The sequence below is a fragment of the Trichormus variabilis 0441 genome (genome assembly GCF_009856605.1).
GTDB classification, from domain to species: Bacteria; Cyanobacteriota; Cyanobacteriia; order Cyanobacteriales; family Nostocaceae; genus Trichormus; species Trichormus variabilis.
This window is the reverse complement of sequence record NZ_CP047242.1, coordinates 924,309-938,888: the sequence shown is the minus strand read 5'-3', so window position 1 is coordinate 938,888 and position 14,580 is coordinate 924,309. Positions and strand designations below refer to the sequence as shown.

Sequence of the window (14,580 nt, the reverse complement as noted above, 5' to 3'; positions counted from 1 at the left end):
AGACTTTGCGAAAAATTTTACTCAAATTGTGGAGCTAAATATAGCGATTTGCAGTTGAGTCAAATACAGACCTAACCCCCAACCCCTTCCCTACAAGGGAAGGGGAGTGAGAATCAAAGCCTCTCTCCTTGTAGGAGAGAGGTTTGGAGAGAGGTCACAATGTATTGCATACCAACGAGAATCGCTATATATCTTGTTGATTAGCTCCCCAGTTATGAAATTACTGAAGAATAAATTGCAATTTTGGAAGTCTGTTCCCGAAGCATCACAAAAAAGCTGGGAAATCTCACCACCAAAATCTACTCTCTCACCCCTAGAACAACGAGTGGTAGAGGAGATGAATAAAGTACGGACAAATCCCCAAGCATACTTACCAATTTTGCAAAGTTACCGCCAGCGCTTTCAGGGGAACAAAGTTAAGTTGGCTAATTACGTTTATTTGCAAACTCAGGAAGGGGTAAAAGCCGTAGATGAGGCGATCGCTTTTCTCAAGTCAATCCATCCTGTGGGAACATTAAGCGTATCTGTGGGTATGTCTTCGGCTGCAAGAGATCACGTCAAAGACCAAGGGAAAACAGGTGCTACAGGACATTATGGCAGCGATAGCAGCGATCCTTTCACTAGACTAAACCGCTATGGTAATTGGCTAGTCACCGCAGGCGAAAACATTAGCTACGGTTCCAACACCGCCCAAGATATTATCATGCAGTTAATTATTGATGATGGTGTACCGTCACGCGGTCATCGCACCAATATATTTAACCCTGCATTTAAAATTACAGGCGTAGCCTTTGGGATTCACGCCAGTTACAGACAAATATGTGTGATTACCTATGCAGGCGGTTATACAGACCAATAAGCTATTCTGTTGCACAATCCATCTGTTAACAGTCAACAGTCAACAACTCTGATTAGTAGCTATGCTATTTAGACGCGCACTAGCTTAATTTTTGCTTCCCTGCTATTTAATGTTGCTTTTGTTTTCAAAAATTAAACTGATGCGTTTGGCATTTATTATATGCTTATATAACTGTAGAGATATTTAGCTATATAAAGGAGTCTCATGGTTAATTCGCTGACAACTCCAGAGCCTCAAACGCTGAAGCCAGGTGTTAAAGCGCCTGTGCAGGAAACATTACTAACACCTCGGTTTTATACCACTGACTTCGATGCGGTGGCGAATTTAGACATTTCCGCCAATGAGGCTGAGATTCGCGCAGTTGTTGAAGAACTACGCGCTGACTACAACCGCCATCACTTTGTGCGTGATGAGGAATTTAAACAATCTTGGGATCATATTACTGGAGAGAAGCGCCGCGCCTTTATTGACTTTTTAGAGCGTTCTTGCACCTCAGAGTTTTCGGGATTTCTGTTATTCAAGGAATTATCACGCCGCATTAAGTCCCGTAATCCTCTGTTAGCGGAAGCTTTTGAATTTATGGCACGGGATGAGGCTCGCCATGCGGGATTTTTGAATAAATCCATGTCGGATTTAAACCTTTCCCTCGACTTAAATTATTTAACCAAAAATCGTACATATACCTTTTTTCCGCCAGAGTGGGTGATTTACACAGTCTACCTATCGGAAAAAATTGGTTACTGGCGCTATATTTTGGTGCATCAACATATGCAGGAGCATCCCGAATACCAGTTTTATCCATTATTCCGCAAGTTTGAAAGCTGGTGTCAGGATGAAAACCGACATGGTGATTTCTTTAAGGCACTACTGCGATCGCAACCTCAACTATGGAAAAATTGGAAAGCACGGTTGTGGGTGCGGTTTTTTCTATTGACTGTGTTTGTTACTCATACCATGACTGTATTTGAACGGGCATCATTTTACGAATCTATCGGGATTCATCCCAGAAAATACAACAACAGAGTCATTCAAGAGACAAATAACACCTCAGCCAGAGCATTCCCTCTCATCTTGAATACTAATCACCCGCTATTTTTCTGGCGGTTAGAGCAGTGTTGGGAAAATAACATGAAATTAGCAGCCATTAAAAATAACAAACTGCCCAATTTCGTCAAATTCTTCCAGAGAATACCACCCGCCACGGCTATTTTCTGGAATATGCTGCGGCTTTTCCTGATTAAACCAATTGATACGGAAGCAACACGCGGTACAGTTCTTTAATAGGGGTGTAGGGGTGTAAGAGTTAAAAACCCTCACACCCTTATACCAATTCTCCAAAATCAAGTAACACATCCAAAACTTAAAACTCAGGCCAAATCTGACTGTCCTAATTTTGAATTTTGAATTGGTATTACACCCTTACACCCTCAAAACTACTGATTTGCCAGAATTAACTCTGGCTGTGTCTCTTCTGCTTCTGGCAAACCGTATATTGAGCGATAGAGTCTGTCGTATTCCTTAGCGGATTTGTACCAGCTGAAGTCTTGACTCATACCACGCTTTTGTAGTTCTTGCCATTGGGGTTTGTAGCGGAAGCCTTCCCAGGCGCGAATCATGCAGGTGAATAAGTCTAGGGGTTCGTAGCGGTCAAAGCAGTAGCCTGTACCGGCTTCGTTTACGGGGTCGTGGTGGGATACGGTGTCAACTAAACCCCCAGTGCGGCGAACGATGGGGATGGAACCGTAGCGTAAAGCCATCATCTGGCTAATACCGCATGGTTCAAAGCGGCTGGGCATTAAAAAGGCATCAGAACCGGCGTAGATGCGGCGGGATAGGGCATCATTGTATAGGAGATAGGTGGCCATACGTCCGGGGTAGCGGGATGCTAATTGCCACATTTGAGTTTCGTAGTAGCGATCGCCTGTTCCTAACAAGACGAACTGAGCATCAGTATAAGCCATAAAGCGATCGAGCATTTGGATGACTAAATCTAAACCCTTCTGCTCGACTAACCTTGTCACCATGCCAATTAAAAAGGCATTGCTGTTAACTTCTAACCCTACTTCTTCTTGTAAAGCAATTTTGTTGGCTTTGCGTTTATCTAAAGTATCAGCAGTAAAAGTTTGAGCAATAAATTTATCATTAGCTGGGTCATAAACTTCCGTATCTATACCGTTAACAATCCCAGATAATTTACCACTGATGAAAGACAGCAAGCCTTCTATTTTCTCACCGTAAGCCGGGGTCTTGATTTGCTCGGCGTATGTAGGAGAAACGGTATTTACTCTGTCAGCAAACTGGACAGCCGCCGCCATTGTGTTGTGTCCCTGCATATACCAAGGACACCAAGTAATTTTATCTAGATACCAACGCCAAGGCCCTTGGTAAGCTAGGTTGTGGATAGTGAAGACTGTGGTGATATCTGGTGATTGGTTCATCCACACAGGAATCATGCCTGTGTGCCAATCGTGACAGTGAATAATTTCTGGTTTCCAGTAATTCCAACAAAATTCCGCCGCACCATTGGAAAACAAGGTGAACCGCCAGTCTTCATCATCTCCCGAATAAATTCGCCGGGGGTTGAAGGCTGGATGTCCAAATAAATACAAGGGAACATCAGTACCAGGCAGAACTGCTTCGTGAACTGTAAAGTCCTGAAACATGGCGTATCCCTTCCAGATTGGATCTTTGGGAATTTCCATTTTGTCTGGCAAAAAGCCGTAATAGGGCAAGAAGATACGCACATCATGCCCCATTTTTCTCAAGACCTTAGGTAATGCACCGACAACATCACCCATCCCTCCTACTTTTGCGATGGGTGCTGCTTCTGCTGCCACAAATAGAATCCGCATGGTATTTTTTGTTTCCCTGATTCTGCCTATACAGTTATCAGTATCAGTTATCAGTTCTTAATTGTTCACTGTTCACTGACTACTGATTACTTATCTAAACATATATAGTTGACCAATCGATTAAGAACCACGTTGGATCTCTGCAAAGATTGTATTTAAAATCTCTTGCGCTCCTTGTTCCCGGAGGAGTTCGGCTAATCTTATACCGATCGCTTCGGCATCACTAGCATCACCCGAAACGGTGTCTTTCACTAAGTTTTGACCGTCTACACTGGCAACCACACCTGTGAGGATTAATTCATCACCATTGATTTCTGTATTTACACCGATGGGTACTTGACAACCGCCCTCTAAACTGCGTAAAAAGGAGCGTTCAGCAAGACAGCGATCGCGTGTTTGGGGGTGTTCAATGGCTTTGAGTATAGTGATTAATTCCGCATCATTAGCACGGCATTCAATCCCTAGAGCGCCTTGACCAACGGCGTGGAGCGAAACTTCTTTGGGGAGGACTTGGTGGATGCGATCGCCCATACCTAAGCGTTGTAACCCAGCAGCCGCTAAAATTAGACCGTCATACTCGCCTGCATCAAGTTTAGCTAACCGTGTATTCAAATTTCCCCGTACATCTTTAAATGTCAAGTGGGGAAATTGGTTGCGTAACTGCGCCAAGCGTCGCAAAGAAGATGTCCCAATTACCGCGCCTGCTGGTAAGGTATCAATTTGCTTATCCTTAAAATTTTCATGCACTACTAGTGCATCGGCGGGGTTTTCCCGTTCTGTAATGGCGGCTAGTGCTAACCCTTCTGGTAAGTTAGTCGGCAAATCTTTGAGGGAATGAACAGCAAAATCAATCTCCTCATTGATCATCCCCACTTCTAGTTCTTTGGTGAATAGTCCTTTATCACCGATTTTGGCTAGTGCTACATCAAGGATTTTGTCGCCTTGGGTAGACATGGTGTGGACTTCAAAATTGATATCAGGGAAACTGTTTTGTAATTGCTCTCTAACCCAGTATGTCTGAACTAGAGCGAGTTGACTTTTACGAGAACCTATACGGATTGTGCGTCTAGCACTGGAAACAACTGAAGTCATAAAACAATATGTCAAACCAGGCGATAATTTCACTCTCATCTAGACTACCGCAGTGGGTGACTCCCTGATTGGTTTCCCTTGATGCAAATTAAGTTTATTTTGGCCTTTCTTTACACTCTTTTACATTATTTAGAATTACTCAACATTTTCTTATTTCTATTGTCAGTTGCTTTTGCTCTGATTTAATACCCCACCCCTGTGTCGATGGAGTTGTTAAAGGTCTGGTTGCAGGTATTCTTGTAATTCTTGAGTACGCTGTTGTGTCAGCTTTTCTAAGCAATTCAAATAAACGCTAGGGGCAATACTTCCCCCTTCATACTGACTGGATTCAAACTCACAGCTACTATCACGAAACTTAATCCACGCCTGCTGTGCAGCAATTAACTTTTGTTTTCTAGAACGTTGTAACTTTGGTAAAAGTTGTTTGTAAGCTTGGTTTAATTTTTTATCAGCATTTTGATAGGACTGTTTTGAACATTGATTAATTTCGAGTTGAGTTTGAGCATTATCGCAATTGAGATTTTGGGCTAGAAGCATTGATTTGGCATTCGCCACCGTGGAAGAAAGTAAAGTACTGCAAGCGAGAATGGAGATGAGAAATTGGGGAATGGGTGGTTTCATGATGAGAGAGGGTAAGAGGCTGAGAACAATGGGAGAAATATCGTAGGATAATTGTTTTGTGGGAAATCCCTTATACCCTTATACCCCTACACCCTCAAACTAGAGTTTTACGGGCAAAGTACCAGATAAGAAACATTAACCTACCGCAAGAGAGAAGCCATAATTACCCAATAATGCTAGGAATAAATTGGAGCTTCGGCGAATAGATACGCTGGGCGCAGTGCCATCGCAACTGATCTACTATTTAATATGAATCGTTCCGCTTGTCTTATTTTTAACCCAGTTGCTGGTCAGGGTGATCCAGAAGTTGATTTAGCAGCAATTCGAGCCATCCTAGAACCAGAAATGGCTCTGGATATTTACCTGACAACAGAGGAACTCGGCGCAGATAAACTGGCGCAGGAAGCCGTAGAACGGGGAGTAGAGACAATTATTGCTTCAGGGGGAGATGGTACATTATCTGCTGCGGCTGTGGCTGTAGCTGGGACTGATATTCCCTTGGGAATTATTTCACGAGGTACAGCCAATGCTTTTGCGGTTGCGTTGGGAATCCCTGATACAATTGATGCCGCTTGTCGGACAATTTTGCAGGGAGTAACTCGCAATGTAGACGTAGCCTATTGTAATGACCTGCCGATGATATTGTTGACAGGCATTGGTTTTGAGGCGGAAACTGTGGAAAGGGCAGATAGAGAAGCCAAAAAACGCTTTGGGATTATGGCCTATGTGCTGGCAGGCTTTCAAGAGTTGAGAGAATTAGAGAGTTTTGATGTAGAAATCGAAACCGAAGACAAAATCATCAAAACTAGCGCCTCAGCCGTCACAGTGGCTAATGCTGCGCCTCCTACTTCCGTTTTAGCTCAGGGGCCGGCTGGCATTATTTATGATGATGGCTTACTAGATTTGACAATCGTAGCGCCTAATAGCAAAGCTGGAGCGATCGCCGCTACTTATCATCTGTTTCAGTCTGCTTCTTCTGGAAATGCTGCCGAACGTGATGATATCGGTTATCTACGAGCAAAACAGTTTAAAATCACCGCAGACCCACCACAAAAGGTAGTCATTGATGGTGAGGTGGTAGGTAAAACTCCAGTTGATATTAAGTGTTTACCAGCAGCCTTAAAGATTTTTGTTCCGTCAGCACCAGAAGAGGAGCTAGTGGAGAAGCTAGAGGGATTGCCAAATTTGACTATTGAACTGAAAGAACCAGCAGAGGATTAGGGGTATAGGGGTGTAAGGGTTTTAAACATTGTTAAATATTTAGGAGTTAGTAGTATTGAAACTAGTCTCTGATCCACCAATACCTAAAAAAATCCGCAAGATGCAGCAACGGGTACGATGGCAAGACCCGTTAATACTGGAACAGAATATTGACCAAACTCGGTTAGAAATTGAGGATGGCAAAAGGGGAGATGGGGAATTCTCTTTTTTAGTGGTTGGTGATAGTGGTTCCGGGAAACATCGGGGACACAATCCCCAGCGTCAAGTAGCGGAATTAATGTTACCCCATCATCAGGACTGTGGTTTTCTCCTGCATACTGGCGATGTCATTTATCTGGTGGGGTCTAGTGAATACTACAAGCCAAATTTTATCCAACCCTATCGTGAGTTGATTGTTGGGGGAGAAAATCCCCGACAGATTGCTTACGACAAGATGGTTTTTAAGTTACCGATTCTTCCTGTACCGGGAAATCACGATTATTATGAGTTACCTGTTTTATTGAGTTTATTGTCTGTTTCCACCTGGCCGATTCGCTATTTATTGCGATCGCGTCTAGATATTGATGTTGGTTTCCGTGGTTCGGGTACTGGTGAAGCTTATGCCAAGGCCTTCCTCGATTATCTCAAAGGGTTACAACTACCAGGTGATTTACCTCGTCATTTAGATAAACATTACACCGCTAAAACCGACACAGGGCGTTGTCTTGCTTACCAACCAGGAAATTTTACTCGTCTCCCAAATCGTTATTACACTTTTCGTTATAGTGGGATAGATTTTTTCGCCTTAGATTCTAATACATTTAACGATCCAGAACCTTTACCAGCCACCAGAGAAGGTGAAAGCGATCGCACAATTCTCACTCAACGCAGGGACGCGTTAGAGCGCGAGAAGATGCAGATGATTGAAACTTCCGCAAAATTGAACCCGGATAACCCCGACGAAGCGGAACATTTAGATGATCTGCACTCGAATGTGTCCCAAATTGAGGAAATTATTGTTGATATCGATAAGCAATTAACTACTGATTCTCAACCAGCGCAGACTGACACCGAACAACTAGACTGGCTTAAGCAGAGATTAATTGCATCGTGGAAAAATCCAGCAGTGCGGGGAAGGGTAATTTATTTCCATCATCCTCCCTATGTCACCGAGGCGACCAAATGGCTACAATCCCAGACCTTAGCAATTCGCAGTCGCCTACGGAACGTATTGGATGCAGTGGCGCAAGAGATAGGTGACATCAATCAAGGTCGTCCCCTAGTAAATTTAGTATTGAACGGTCACGCCCATTGTTTAGAATATATGCAAACCTTCGAGACCGGACATGGTGATGCAAATATGCACTGGATTGTCTGCGGTGGGAGTGGCTATAGCCTACGCCGCCAGCGTCAAGAAGGCGCAGATTTAACAGAAGATGGTAAATTAATAGCGCGATCGCATCTCTTCGTTGGTCGCAATGGTCACGGTTCCCAAAAACACCGTCCCTATTCTTGTTTGCGTATTGATGTGACAGGCGATGAGCAACCAAAATTTATCATCCGTCCTTTAGTCGCCGAATGGTATCAGCGTCACTGGCACAATTATGAGCTTCCGCCTTTGGTTATTAGTTAACGCGATGTGCGACTTATTCTTAAAACCCCTCTCCCAACCTCTCCCCTGCAAGGACAGAGGTTTTAATTATTACTCCCCTTCCCTACAAGGATACTGTTGGCGAATTATTGAGGGGTTAAGCCCCTCAAGAGTTTGGAACAGTGGAAAAAAGAGAATAAGTATATTGAGCGTAGCATCTACAAAGATTATGACCCTGCACCCGCGTGATATGTCGCAGATTCCTGAAACAACAGCGCAAGTAGCCCGGAATTCATTTCCCAAAGGGAACATATATATGAAGATGCGGGATGAAATAGGAGTGTTATATAAGGATGAGGATTTTGTCAAACTTTACCGCGCAGATTGTGGTCAAAGTGGAATATCAGCAGGACAACTGGCATTAGTGACAGTAATGCAATTTATCGAAGGTTTAACGGATAGACAAGCGGCGGATGCAGTGAGGGGTCATATTGATTGGAAATACGCACTATCGTTGGAATTAAATGACCCAGGGTTTGATTATTCAGTACTTTCAGAATTTCGTCAGCGATTAATCAAAGCAGGACGAGAGCGAGAGTTACTCAACCAAATGCTAGCTCGTTTCCAAGAACTAGGTTGGCTCAAAAATCGCGGCCGTGTCAGAACTGATTCAACTCACGTATTAGCCGCAGTACGACAGTTAAATCGTTTGGAATTAGTGGGAGAAACTTTACGTCATACCTTAAATGACTTGGCTTATTTTGCCCCTGATTGGCTCAAATCGAGAGTTGACGTTGATTGGTTTGAACGTTACTCCCTGAGATTTGAGCAATACCGCTTGCCCAAATCAAAAGCCGAACGTGAGAAATTGAGGCGAAAAATTGGTGAGGATGGTCATCATTTGCTATCCGCTTTGTATGCAGACTCAACTTGTAATTGGCTGTGGCAGATTCCATCAGTGGAAACATTACGTATAGTTTGGGTGCAACAATACTATATTCAATTGCAACAAGTCTATTGGCGAGAACAAGATAACTTACCACCAAATAGACTACAGATTGAATCTCCTTACGATGTTGATGCACGCAATTCCAGCAAGCGAGAAATCAACTGGACTGGTTATAATCTGCATCTGACAGAAATTTGTCACCCCATACTGCCAAACTTAATTATCAATGTGGAAACGTCCGTGGCCACAAGTGCGGATGTTGAGATGACACCAGTAATTCATTCTCGTTTAAACCAGAACAATCTTTTGCCACAAGAACATGTTGTCGATACTGGCTATGTCAATGCTCAAAACTTAGTCGATAGTCAATCCCATTTTCATGTTGATTTAGTAGGAAAAGTTCCCCCCGGAACTAGTTGGCAAGCAACAGCACAATCCGGCTTTGAGCAAAATTGCTTCACTATTCATTGGGATTTGATGCGTGTTGATTGCCCAATGGGTAAACAAAGTAAGTCCTGGCGTACAACTGTCGATAGCCATGACAATCCAGTAGTCAAAATACAATTTGACAAATCCGATTGTTCGCTTTGTTCAAGTCGCTCAAAATGCACTCGCTCCAAAAAACTACCGCGTCTTCTGACCCTCAAACCACAGGAACTACATCTTGCATTACATGATGCTCGCATTCGCCAAAAAACTGAATCTTTTCAACAAATTTATCACCAACGTGCTGGCGTTGAAGGCTTGATTTCCCAAGCTACTGGTCGCTACCAATTACGCCGTTGTCGCTACATTGGTCTTGCCAAAACTCTCTTGCAGCATGTCATTACTGCTGCTGCTATCAACTTCAGTCGGATGTGGGATTGGTGGCAACATGTCCCACGCAGTCAGACTCGCGTTTCTCACTTTGCTCGAATTGCTCCCACTGCCTCATAGTATTCCTGATTTTCTATTTTGTGATGATTGGTTTTGCCCTCTATCAATTCGCCAACAGTATCCTACAAGGGAAGGGGTTGGGGGTTAGGTCTGAGAGAAAGTTGCACACGACGTTAGTTAATGAAAGCAAACAGGAAAATTAATCCCCAATCCCTTTTACTGAGAAATCCGATACTGCTGGGCTATGTAATAAAATAGGGGATAGTAATTGGGAAATTCTTGACTGGGGCTTCGTCCTTGCCAGCTATACTTAACTTGGTTTTGCGTCAGTGTTAGCGTCATTGAACTAACAGAATTACTCGCTTCTATCCCTAATATTCCAGTTAAACCTTGAGTTGTTTGAAAGTTATATTTCTCTGAGGTTGGAGATTCTATTACTTGATTACTCGCCCAGGCTCGAATTTCTACTGAGTTGCTTTTGGGTGATACGAAAACAACACCATCGGCGTTTGTCGGTGTTGCTAAAGCATTCCAGTTACTGGGATAGGGAAACTCAAAGCCATAGCGGGTATTTTTGTAAGTTCTCCAGGTGATATCTGTGATGTTGAAGGCCGGGGCAAAGCAACCGTACAAAATCAACAACAAAGCGATCGCTGTGCCAATACAAGTAATTTTGGTATAAAAAGCCTTTATTAATCTCAAAGTTTTTACTACTAATGTAGACATAATTCCACATTTTTCTAAAACTGGAAATCTTTGTATATATAGGATTTTCAAGATAGCTTTAGTCATTTGTCTCAATTGGGAGCTAATTATAGTTTAGTCTTTTAAATAACTTAAATTAGTCATGATCTTTGTAACGAACCAAGACCAAATGTAAACAAAGGTAACAAAATAGCCGTCAAAGCGTTTTACCGTCTTGACAACCAAGACAGTAGTCGATACCGTTATATACATACCCGGGTAAGGCCATCGAAAAGTTATATGCAAACTAAGCAAAAGGTTACGTTATATCTATCGCCAGAACTGCACAAAAAGCTGAAGATTCGTTCGGCCATTGATTCCGAACCGATGTCTGAACTTGCTGAACGCGCCCTTGATTTCTACCTAACTAACTCCGACTTAGTTGACGAATTAGAGGCGGCTGCTTACGGACGAACTCACAAAGTTTATTCATGTCCTAATTGTGAAAGTTCAGTAGTATTACGTGATGGGGAACTGGTGGCTTTAGGAAACCAACCAGGACTAATTGGTCAAGACCATCTTCCCATTGATGAAATGGCTGAAGCAGAAACCCATCCCAAGGGTGAGGAAGAATTGGTTCCTTGCTAGATAGGAATTAGATAAGGAAGTCATAATTCTGTTGTTGTCACCAACAAAACGATGTCTTTACTGTACTAGGGTCTCAAGAAGGTCGATTTATGAAAGAAGAGCTCAACATTCTCATTCAAGCTCAATACCCACTAATCTACCTTGTGACCTCCGAGGAAGAGCGGGCAGAGCAGGCAATTTCCACAATCGCCCAAGTGTTAAGGCCCCAACGCCGAGTTTTTGTTTGGACAGTAACTCATGGCATCGTGGAGTATGGTCAACCCCGGAATGTCGGTCAACATAATACTGTCTCGCCAGAGGCAGCAATAGACTGGATCATCCGGCAGAAAGAACCTGGTATATTTATTCTTAAAGATTTACATCCATTTATTGATGCTCCCGCGACTACAAGATCATTACGAGATGCGATCGCCAGCTTCAAGGGTATGCAAAAGAACATCATTTTGATGTCGCCGATGCAGCAAGTACCTATAGAACTGGAAAAAGAAGTAGTCGTTCTAGATTTCAAACTACCAGATATGTCTGAGTTAAACAAAGTTTTAACTCACCACCTAGACCAGAGTCGTGGCAGACGCTTGACCACAGAAGCGCGGGAAAAGCTCCTCAGAGCAGCTTTGGGCTTAACCAAAGATGAAGCTGAGAAAGTATATCGCAAAGCCCAAGTAACTACAGGGCGTTTAACCGAAGAAGAAGTAGATATAGTTCTATCTGAGAAAAAGCAACTAATTCGGCGTAATGGCATCTTAGAATACATCGAAGAAGATGAAACCATCGATGCTGTAGGTGGCTTAGAAGAATTAAAAAAATGGCTCAAACAACGCTCAAATGCGTTCACAGAAAGAGCTAGAGAGTATGGCTTACCCCAACCAAAAGGGATGTTAATTTTAGGGGTTCCTGGTTGCGGTAAGTCGTTAATCGCCAAAACAACATCCCGCCTGTGGGGTTTACCACTGTTGCGTTTGGATATGGGGCGAGTTTACGACGGCTCAATGGTGGGGCGGAGTGAAGCTAATCTGCGTAATGCCCTGAAAACAGCAGAATCTATCTCACCAGCCATTCTCTTCATCGATGAACTGGATAAATCCTTTGCTGGTAGTTCAGGTTCTGGTGATTCCGATGGCGGTACATCCAGCCGAATATTTGGTTCTTTCCTCACATGGATGCAGGAGAAAAAATCTCCAGTGTTCGTTATGGCGACAGCCAACCGAGTCGAACGCTTACCTGGGGAATTTTTGAGGAAAGGTCGTTTTGATGAAATTTTCTTTGTGGATCTGCCCACACCTGAAGAAAGGAGTGATATATTCAAGATCCACCTGAATAAACGCCGTGAAGACATCACCCGGTTTGATTTGGAGCAACTCGCCAAGATGTCCGATGGCTTTTCCGGGGCAGAAATTGAACAAGCGTTAGTTGCGGCAATGTACGAAGCCTTTGCCCAAGACCGCGAGTTCACCCAATTAGATATTATTGCTGCGCTTAAAGCTACATTGCCACTGTCTCGCACGATGCAAGAACAGGTAACAGCCCTAAGAGACTGGGCTAGACAGAGGGCAAGACCCGCCGCAGCCTCCGTCGCTGAATACCAGCGCATGGAGTTTTAAAAGCTTTCCCTGCTAACCCAGGGGGAAAGGCTAGCCAAAAAAGCTAGCAGTTACGAGAAAAAAGCCGCTCCCACATTATGCGCGGCTTCCCTGAAAAAAAACGTTGTCCTTTTTCTCAATCTTCTCATTGGAGGAAACCCAAATGTCTCACTTTAGCACTCTCCGCACCAAAATCACCGATGCCGAAATCCTCAAAGCTTCCTTGCGCGACCTGGGCATCAGCGTAAAGACTGAAGCTGATGTTCGTGGTTACAATGGTCAGCGCGTTCGCTCCGACATCGTTGCAGTTTTGGACGGCGAATATGATCTAGGTTGGTCTCGCAACAGCGATGGTTCTTTTGACCTAATCGCTGACCTGTGGGGCGTTGCTAAAAAGCACAACCAAACCGAGTTGATCAACTCCATCAACCAAAAATATGCTGTTAACAAAACCTTGGCTGAAGTAAAACAGCGCGGTTTACAAAACGCCAATGTGAAGTTGGTATTGCAATAACAATTTCTCTGCGCGTTCCCAAAGCTGCACGGGTTAACCACATCATAGCGGTTAGCCCGCTTTTTTATACTTCTTCTACTCCAGCAAATTCCAAAAGTAACCATCTGGCGCAATGAAAGAGAAACTTTTTTCTCGAAATTCATTTTCAATAATGGTGGTAAACTTTTGTACAGGACTGGACTTGATGCGATCGCTATATGTTGCCAATCCACGCACACGGTAAGTATAAAGAGACATCCCTAAGCTACCAGGCTGGGCGGCTTCAAAGCGTGACTCTAAATTCATGGCTTCAGGAAAGCGAATCACATAAAGTCTCCCACTACGTGCAGCCATAAAGTCAGACTGGGAAGAACGGGGGTCATCAAAGGTAGTGACAATAAACTTCTCCCCTGGTTTCAGGTCAAATAAATCCCGACCGGCTGGTGAAGATTCATAACTAGTTTCCACATCATCACGCACACGCAACAAACCCAAAACCTCTTCATAAAATTTCAGACTTTCCTTGCTGTCATCTTGAACAATAATACCCATATGGGTAAACTGACTGGTCTTAAATGTGCTAGCTTGGTGAATTTCTCCGTAATGGGGTAGAGTATAGCCAAACCGTTGGAACAATACCTGACGAGTCAAGGGTTGCAAGAGTAACATTTCCCTCACTCCCACAGCTTGATCAATAAAAGGACGGCTTTTTCTCTCTTTGTTATAAATGACTTCCCAATAAGGGTAACTGTATCTCACCGCCCAACCAGATGATTTTGCATCTTCTGCGTGATTTAAGACTGTTAATATATCAGCAGTTAAGCTAGTAGCCCAGCGATTACCCTTAATTTTCATTGAAGATAAACCCAACCCTGGGTTTGTGGGGCTTTGCCAAACCATCAACCGAATCAAACCATGATCTGCATTTTGATGATACAAGCGAATCGATCGCAAACCAGAATTTACCCCATACAATTGATAGGCGGCGGCTTGGGGTAATTCACCGACTTGACCGATACGATAGCCAAATTGCTCCCAATATTGAATCGCAAAAATGGGATCGGGAACGCCTATACATACTTCATATATACCTGCGATCGCTGTTTCTTGCCCCTGAGTCATGCCAAATTCATAT

Annotated in this window: 13 protein-coding genes; 8 read left to right on the top strand and 5 right to left on the bottom strand. The window is 43.5% G+C overall.

Annotated elements, in window-relative coordinates:
• Window positions 1-214: 214 nt before the first annotated feature.
• A complete protein-coding gene (locus GSQ19_RS03655) occupies window positions 215-859 on the top strand; it encodes a CAP domain-containing protein (protein WP_011321435.1) in 645 nt (214 codons plus the stop codon).
• A gap of 204 nt (window positions 860-1,063) precedes the next feature.
• Window positions 1,064-2,140, top strand: a complete 1,077-nt coding sequence (acsF, locus tag GSQ19_RS03650; protein ID WP_011321434.1) for a magnesium-protoporphyrin IX monomethyl ester (oxidative) cyclase — start codon at window positions 1,064-1,066, stop codon at window positions 2,138-2,140.
• A 152-nt stretch (window positions 2,141-2,292) separates the two neighbouring features.
• On the opposite strand, the gene glgA is transcribed toward acsF, so the two are convergent.
• The 3 genes from glgA to GSQ19_RS03635 form a co-directional block, all read right to left on the bottom strand.
• The gene (gene glgA, locus GSQ19_RS03645; protein WP_011321433.1) at window positions 2,293-3,711 is read right to left on the bottom strand and encodes a glycogen synthase GlgA; all 1,419 of its coding nucleotides are present in this window, start codon (window positions 3,709-3,711) and stop codon (window positions 2,293-2,295) included.
• Between the two features lie 120 nt (window positions 3,712-3,831).
• Window positions 3,832-4,803, bottom strand: a complete 972-nt coding sequence (gene hemC, locus GSQ19_RS03640; protein ID WP_041457072.1) for a hydroxymethylbilane synthase — start codon at window positions 4,801-4,803, stop codon at window positions 3,832-3,834.
• Between the two features lie 213 nt (window positions 4,804-5,016).
• Window positions 5,017-5,424: a lysozyme inhibitor LprI family protein gene (locus GSQ19_RS03635; RefSeq protein WP_011321431.1), complete on the bottom strand. Its 408-nt coding sequence runs from the start codon at window positions 5,422-5,424 to the stop codon at window positions 5,017-5,019.
• 249 nt (window positions 5,425-5,673) lie between these two features.
• Here GSQ19_RS03635 and GSQ19_RS03630 point away from each other — a divergent pair, with 249 nt between their 5' ends.
• The 3 genes from GSQ19_RS03630 (at window position 5,674) to GSQ19_RS03620 (ending at window position 10,100) form a co-directional block, all read left to right on the top strand.
• Complete coding sequence (locus tag GSQ19_RS03630; RefSeq protein WP_011321430.1) at window positions 5,674-6,645, top strand: YegS/Rv2252/BmrU family lipid kinase; 972 nt, start codon at window positions 5,674-5,676, stop codon at window positions 6,643-6,645.
• 55 nt (window positions 6,646-6,700) lie between these two features.
• Window positions 6,701-8,257: a metallophosphoesterase family protein gene (locus tag GSQ19_RS03625; RefSeq protein WP_011321429.1), complete on the top strand. Its 1,557-nt coding sequence runs from the start codon at window positions 6,701-6,703 to the stop codon at window positions 8,255-8,257.
• Window positions 8,258-8,444: 187 nt separating this feature from the next.
• Window positions 8,445-10,100, top strand: coding sequence for an IS5-like element ISAva5 family transposase (locus tag GSQ19_RS03620; protein WP_041455935.1), 1,656 nt, complete (start codon window positions 8,445-8,447; stop codon window positions 10,098-10,100).
• A 156-nt stretch (window positions 10,101-10,256) separates the two neighbouring features.
• On the opposite strand, the gene GSQ19_RS03615 is transcribed toward GSQ19_RS03620, so the two are convergent.
• Window positions 10,257-10,832, bottom strand: coding sequence for a hypothetical protein (locus GSQ19_RS03615; RefSeq protein WP_011321428.1), 576 nt, complete (start codon window positions 10,830-10,832; stop codon window positions 10,257-10,259).
• 192 nt (window positions 10,833-11,024) lie between these two features.
• Here GSQ19_RS03615 and GSQ19_RS03610 point away from each other — a divergent pair, with 192 nt between their 5' ends.
• From GSQ19_RS03610 to GSQ19_RS03600, 3 genes are all read left to right on the top strand, one after another.
• Window positions 11,025-11,372, top strand: coding sequence for a slr0373 family blue light stress response protein (locus GSQ19_RS03610; RefSeq protein WP_010996037.1), 348 nt, complete (start codon window positions 11,025-11,027; stop codon window positions 11,370-11,372).
• 89 nt (window positions 11,373-11,461) lie between these two features.
• Window positions 11,462-12,973 carry a stress-responsive protein Ycf46 gene (ycf46, locus tag GSQ19_RS03605; protein WP_011321427.1) on the top strand — a complete coding sequence of 504 codons (1,512 nt, stop codon included), beginning with the start codon at window positions 11,462-11,464 and terminating at the stop codon, window positions 12,971-12,973.
• 142 nt (window positions 12,974-13,115) lie between these two features.
• Window positions 13,116-13,466, top strand: a complete 351-nt coding sequence (locus tag GSQ19_RS03600; protein ID WP_011321426.1) for a DUF1257 domain-containing protein — start codon at window positions 13,116-13,118, stop codon at window positions 13,464-13,466.
• Window positions 13,467-13,541: 75 nt separating this feature from the next.
• Here GSQ19_RS03600 and GSQ19_RS03595 read toward each other — a convergent pair whose 3' ends face one another.
• Window positions 13,542-14,567 (bottom strand): VOC family protein, encoded by a 1,026-nt coding sequence (locus tag GSQ19_RS03595; protein ID WP_011321425.1) that lies wholly within the window; start codon window positions 14,565-14,567, stop codon window positions 13,542-13,544.
• Window positions 14,568-14,580 lie beyond the last annotated feature (13 nt).

Coding starts and splice junctions, on each gene's coding strand:
- GSQ19_RS03635 (WP_011321431.1), bottom strand. CDS start 5,424: ATGAAACCACCCATTCCCCAATTTCTCATCTCCATTCTCGCTTGCAGT.
- GSQ19_RS03615 (WP_011321428.1), bottom strand. CDS start 10,832: ATGACTAAAGCTATCTTGAAAATCCTATATATACAAAGATTTCCAGTT.
- GSQ19_RS03630 (WP_011321430.1), top strand. CDS start 5,674: ATGAATCGTTCCGCTTGTCTTATTTTTAACCCAGTTGCTGGTCAGGGT.
- acsF (WP_011321434.1), top strand. CDS start 1,064: ATGGTTAATTCGCTGACAACTCCAGAGCCTCAAACGCTGAAGCCAGGT.
- glgA (WP_011321433.1), bottom strand. CDS start 3,711: ATGCGGATTCTATTTGTGGCAGCAGAAGCAGCACCCATCGCAAAAGTA.
- hemC (WP_041457072.1), bottom strand. CDS start 4,803: ATGACTTCAGTTGTTTCCAGTGCTAGACGCACAATCCGTATAGGTTCT.
- ycf46 (WP_011321427.1), top strand. CDS start 11,462: ATGAAAGAAGAGCTCAACATTCTCATTCAAGCTCAATACCCACTAATC.
- GSQ19_RS03655 (WP_011321435.1), top strand. CDS start 215: ATGAAATTACTGAAGAATAAATTGCAATTTTGGAAGTCTGTTCCCGAA.
- GSQ19_RS03620 (WP_041455935.1), top strand. CDS start 8,445: ATGACCCTGCACCCGCGTGATATGTCGCAGATTCCTGAAACAACAGCG.
- GSQ19_RS03600 (WP_011321426.1), top strand. CDS start 13,116: ATGTCTCACTTTAGCACTCTCCGCACCAAAATCACCGATGCCGAAATC.
- GSQ19_RS03595 (WP_011321425.1), bottom strand. CDS start 14,567: ATGACTCAGGGGCAAGAAACAGCGATCGCAGGTATATATGAAGTATGT.
- GSQ19_RS03610 (WP_010996037.1), top strand. CDS start 11,025: ATGCAAACTAAGCAAAAGGTTACGTTATATCTATCGCCAGAACTGCAC.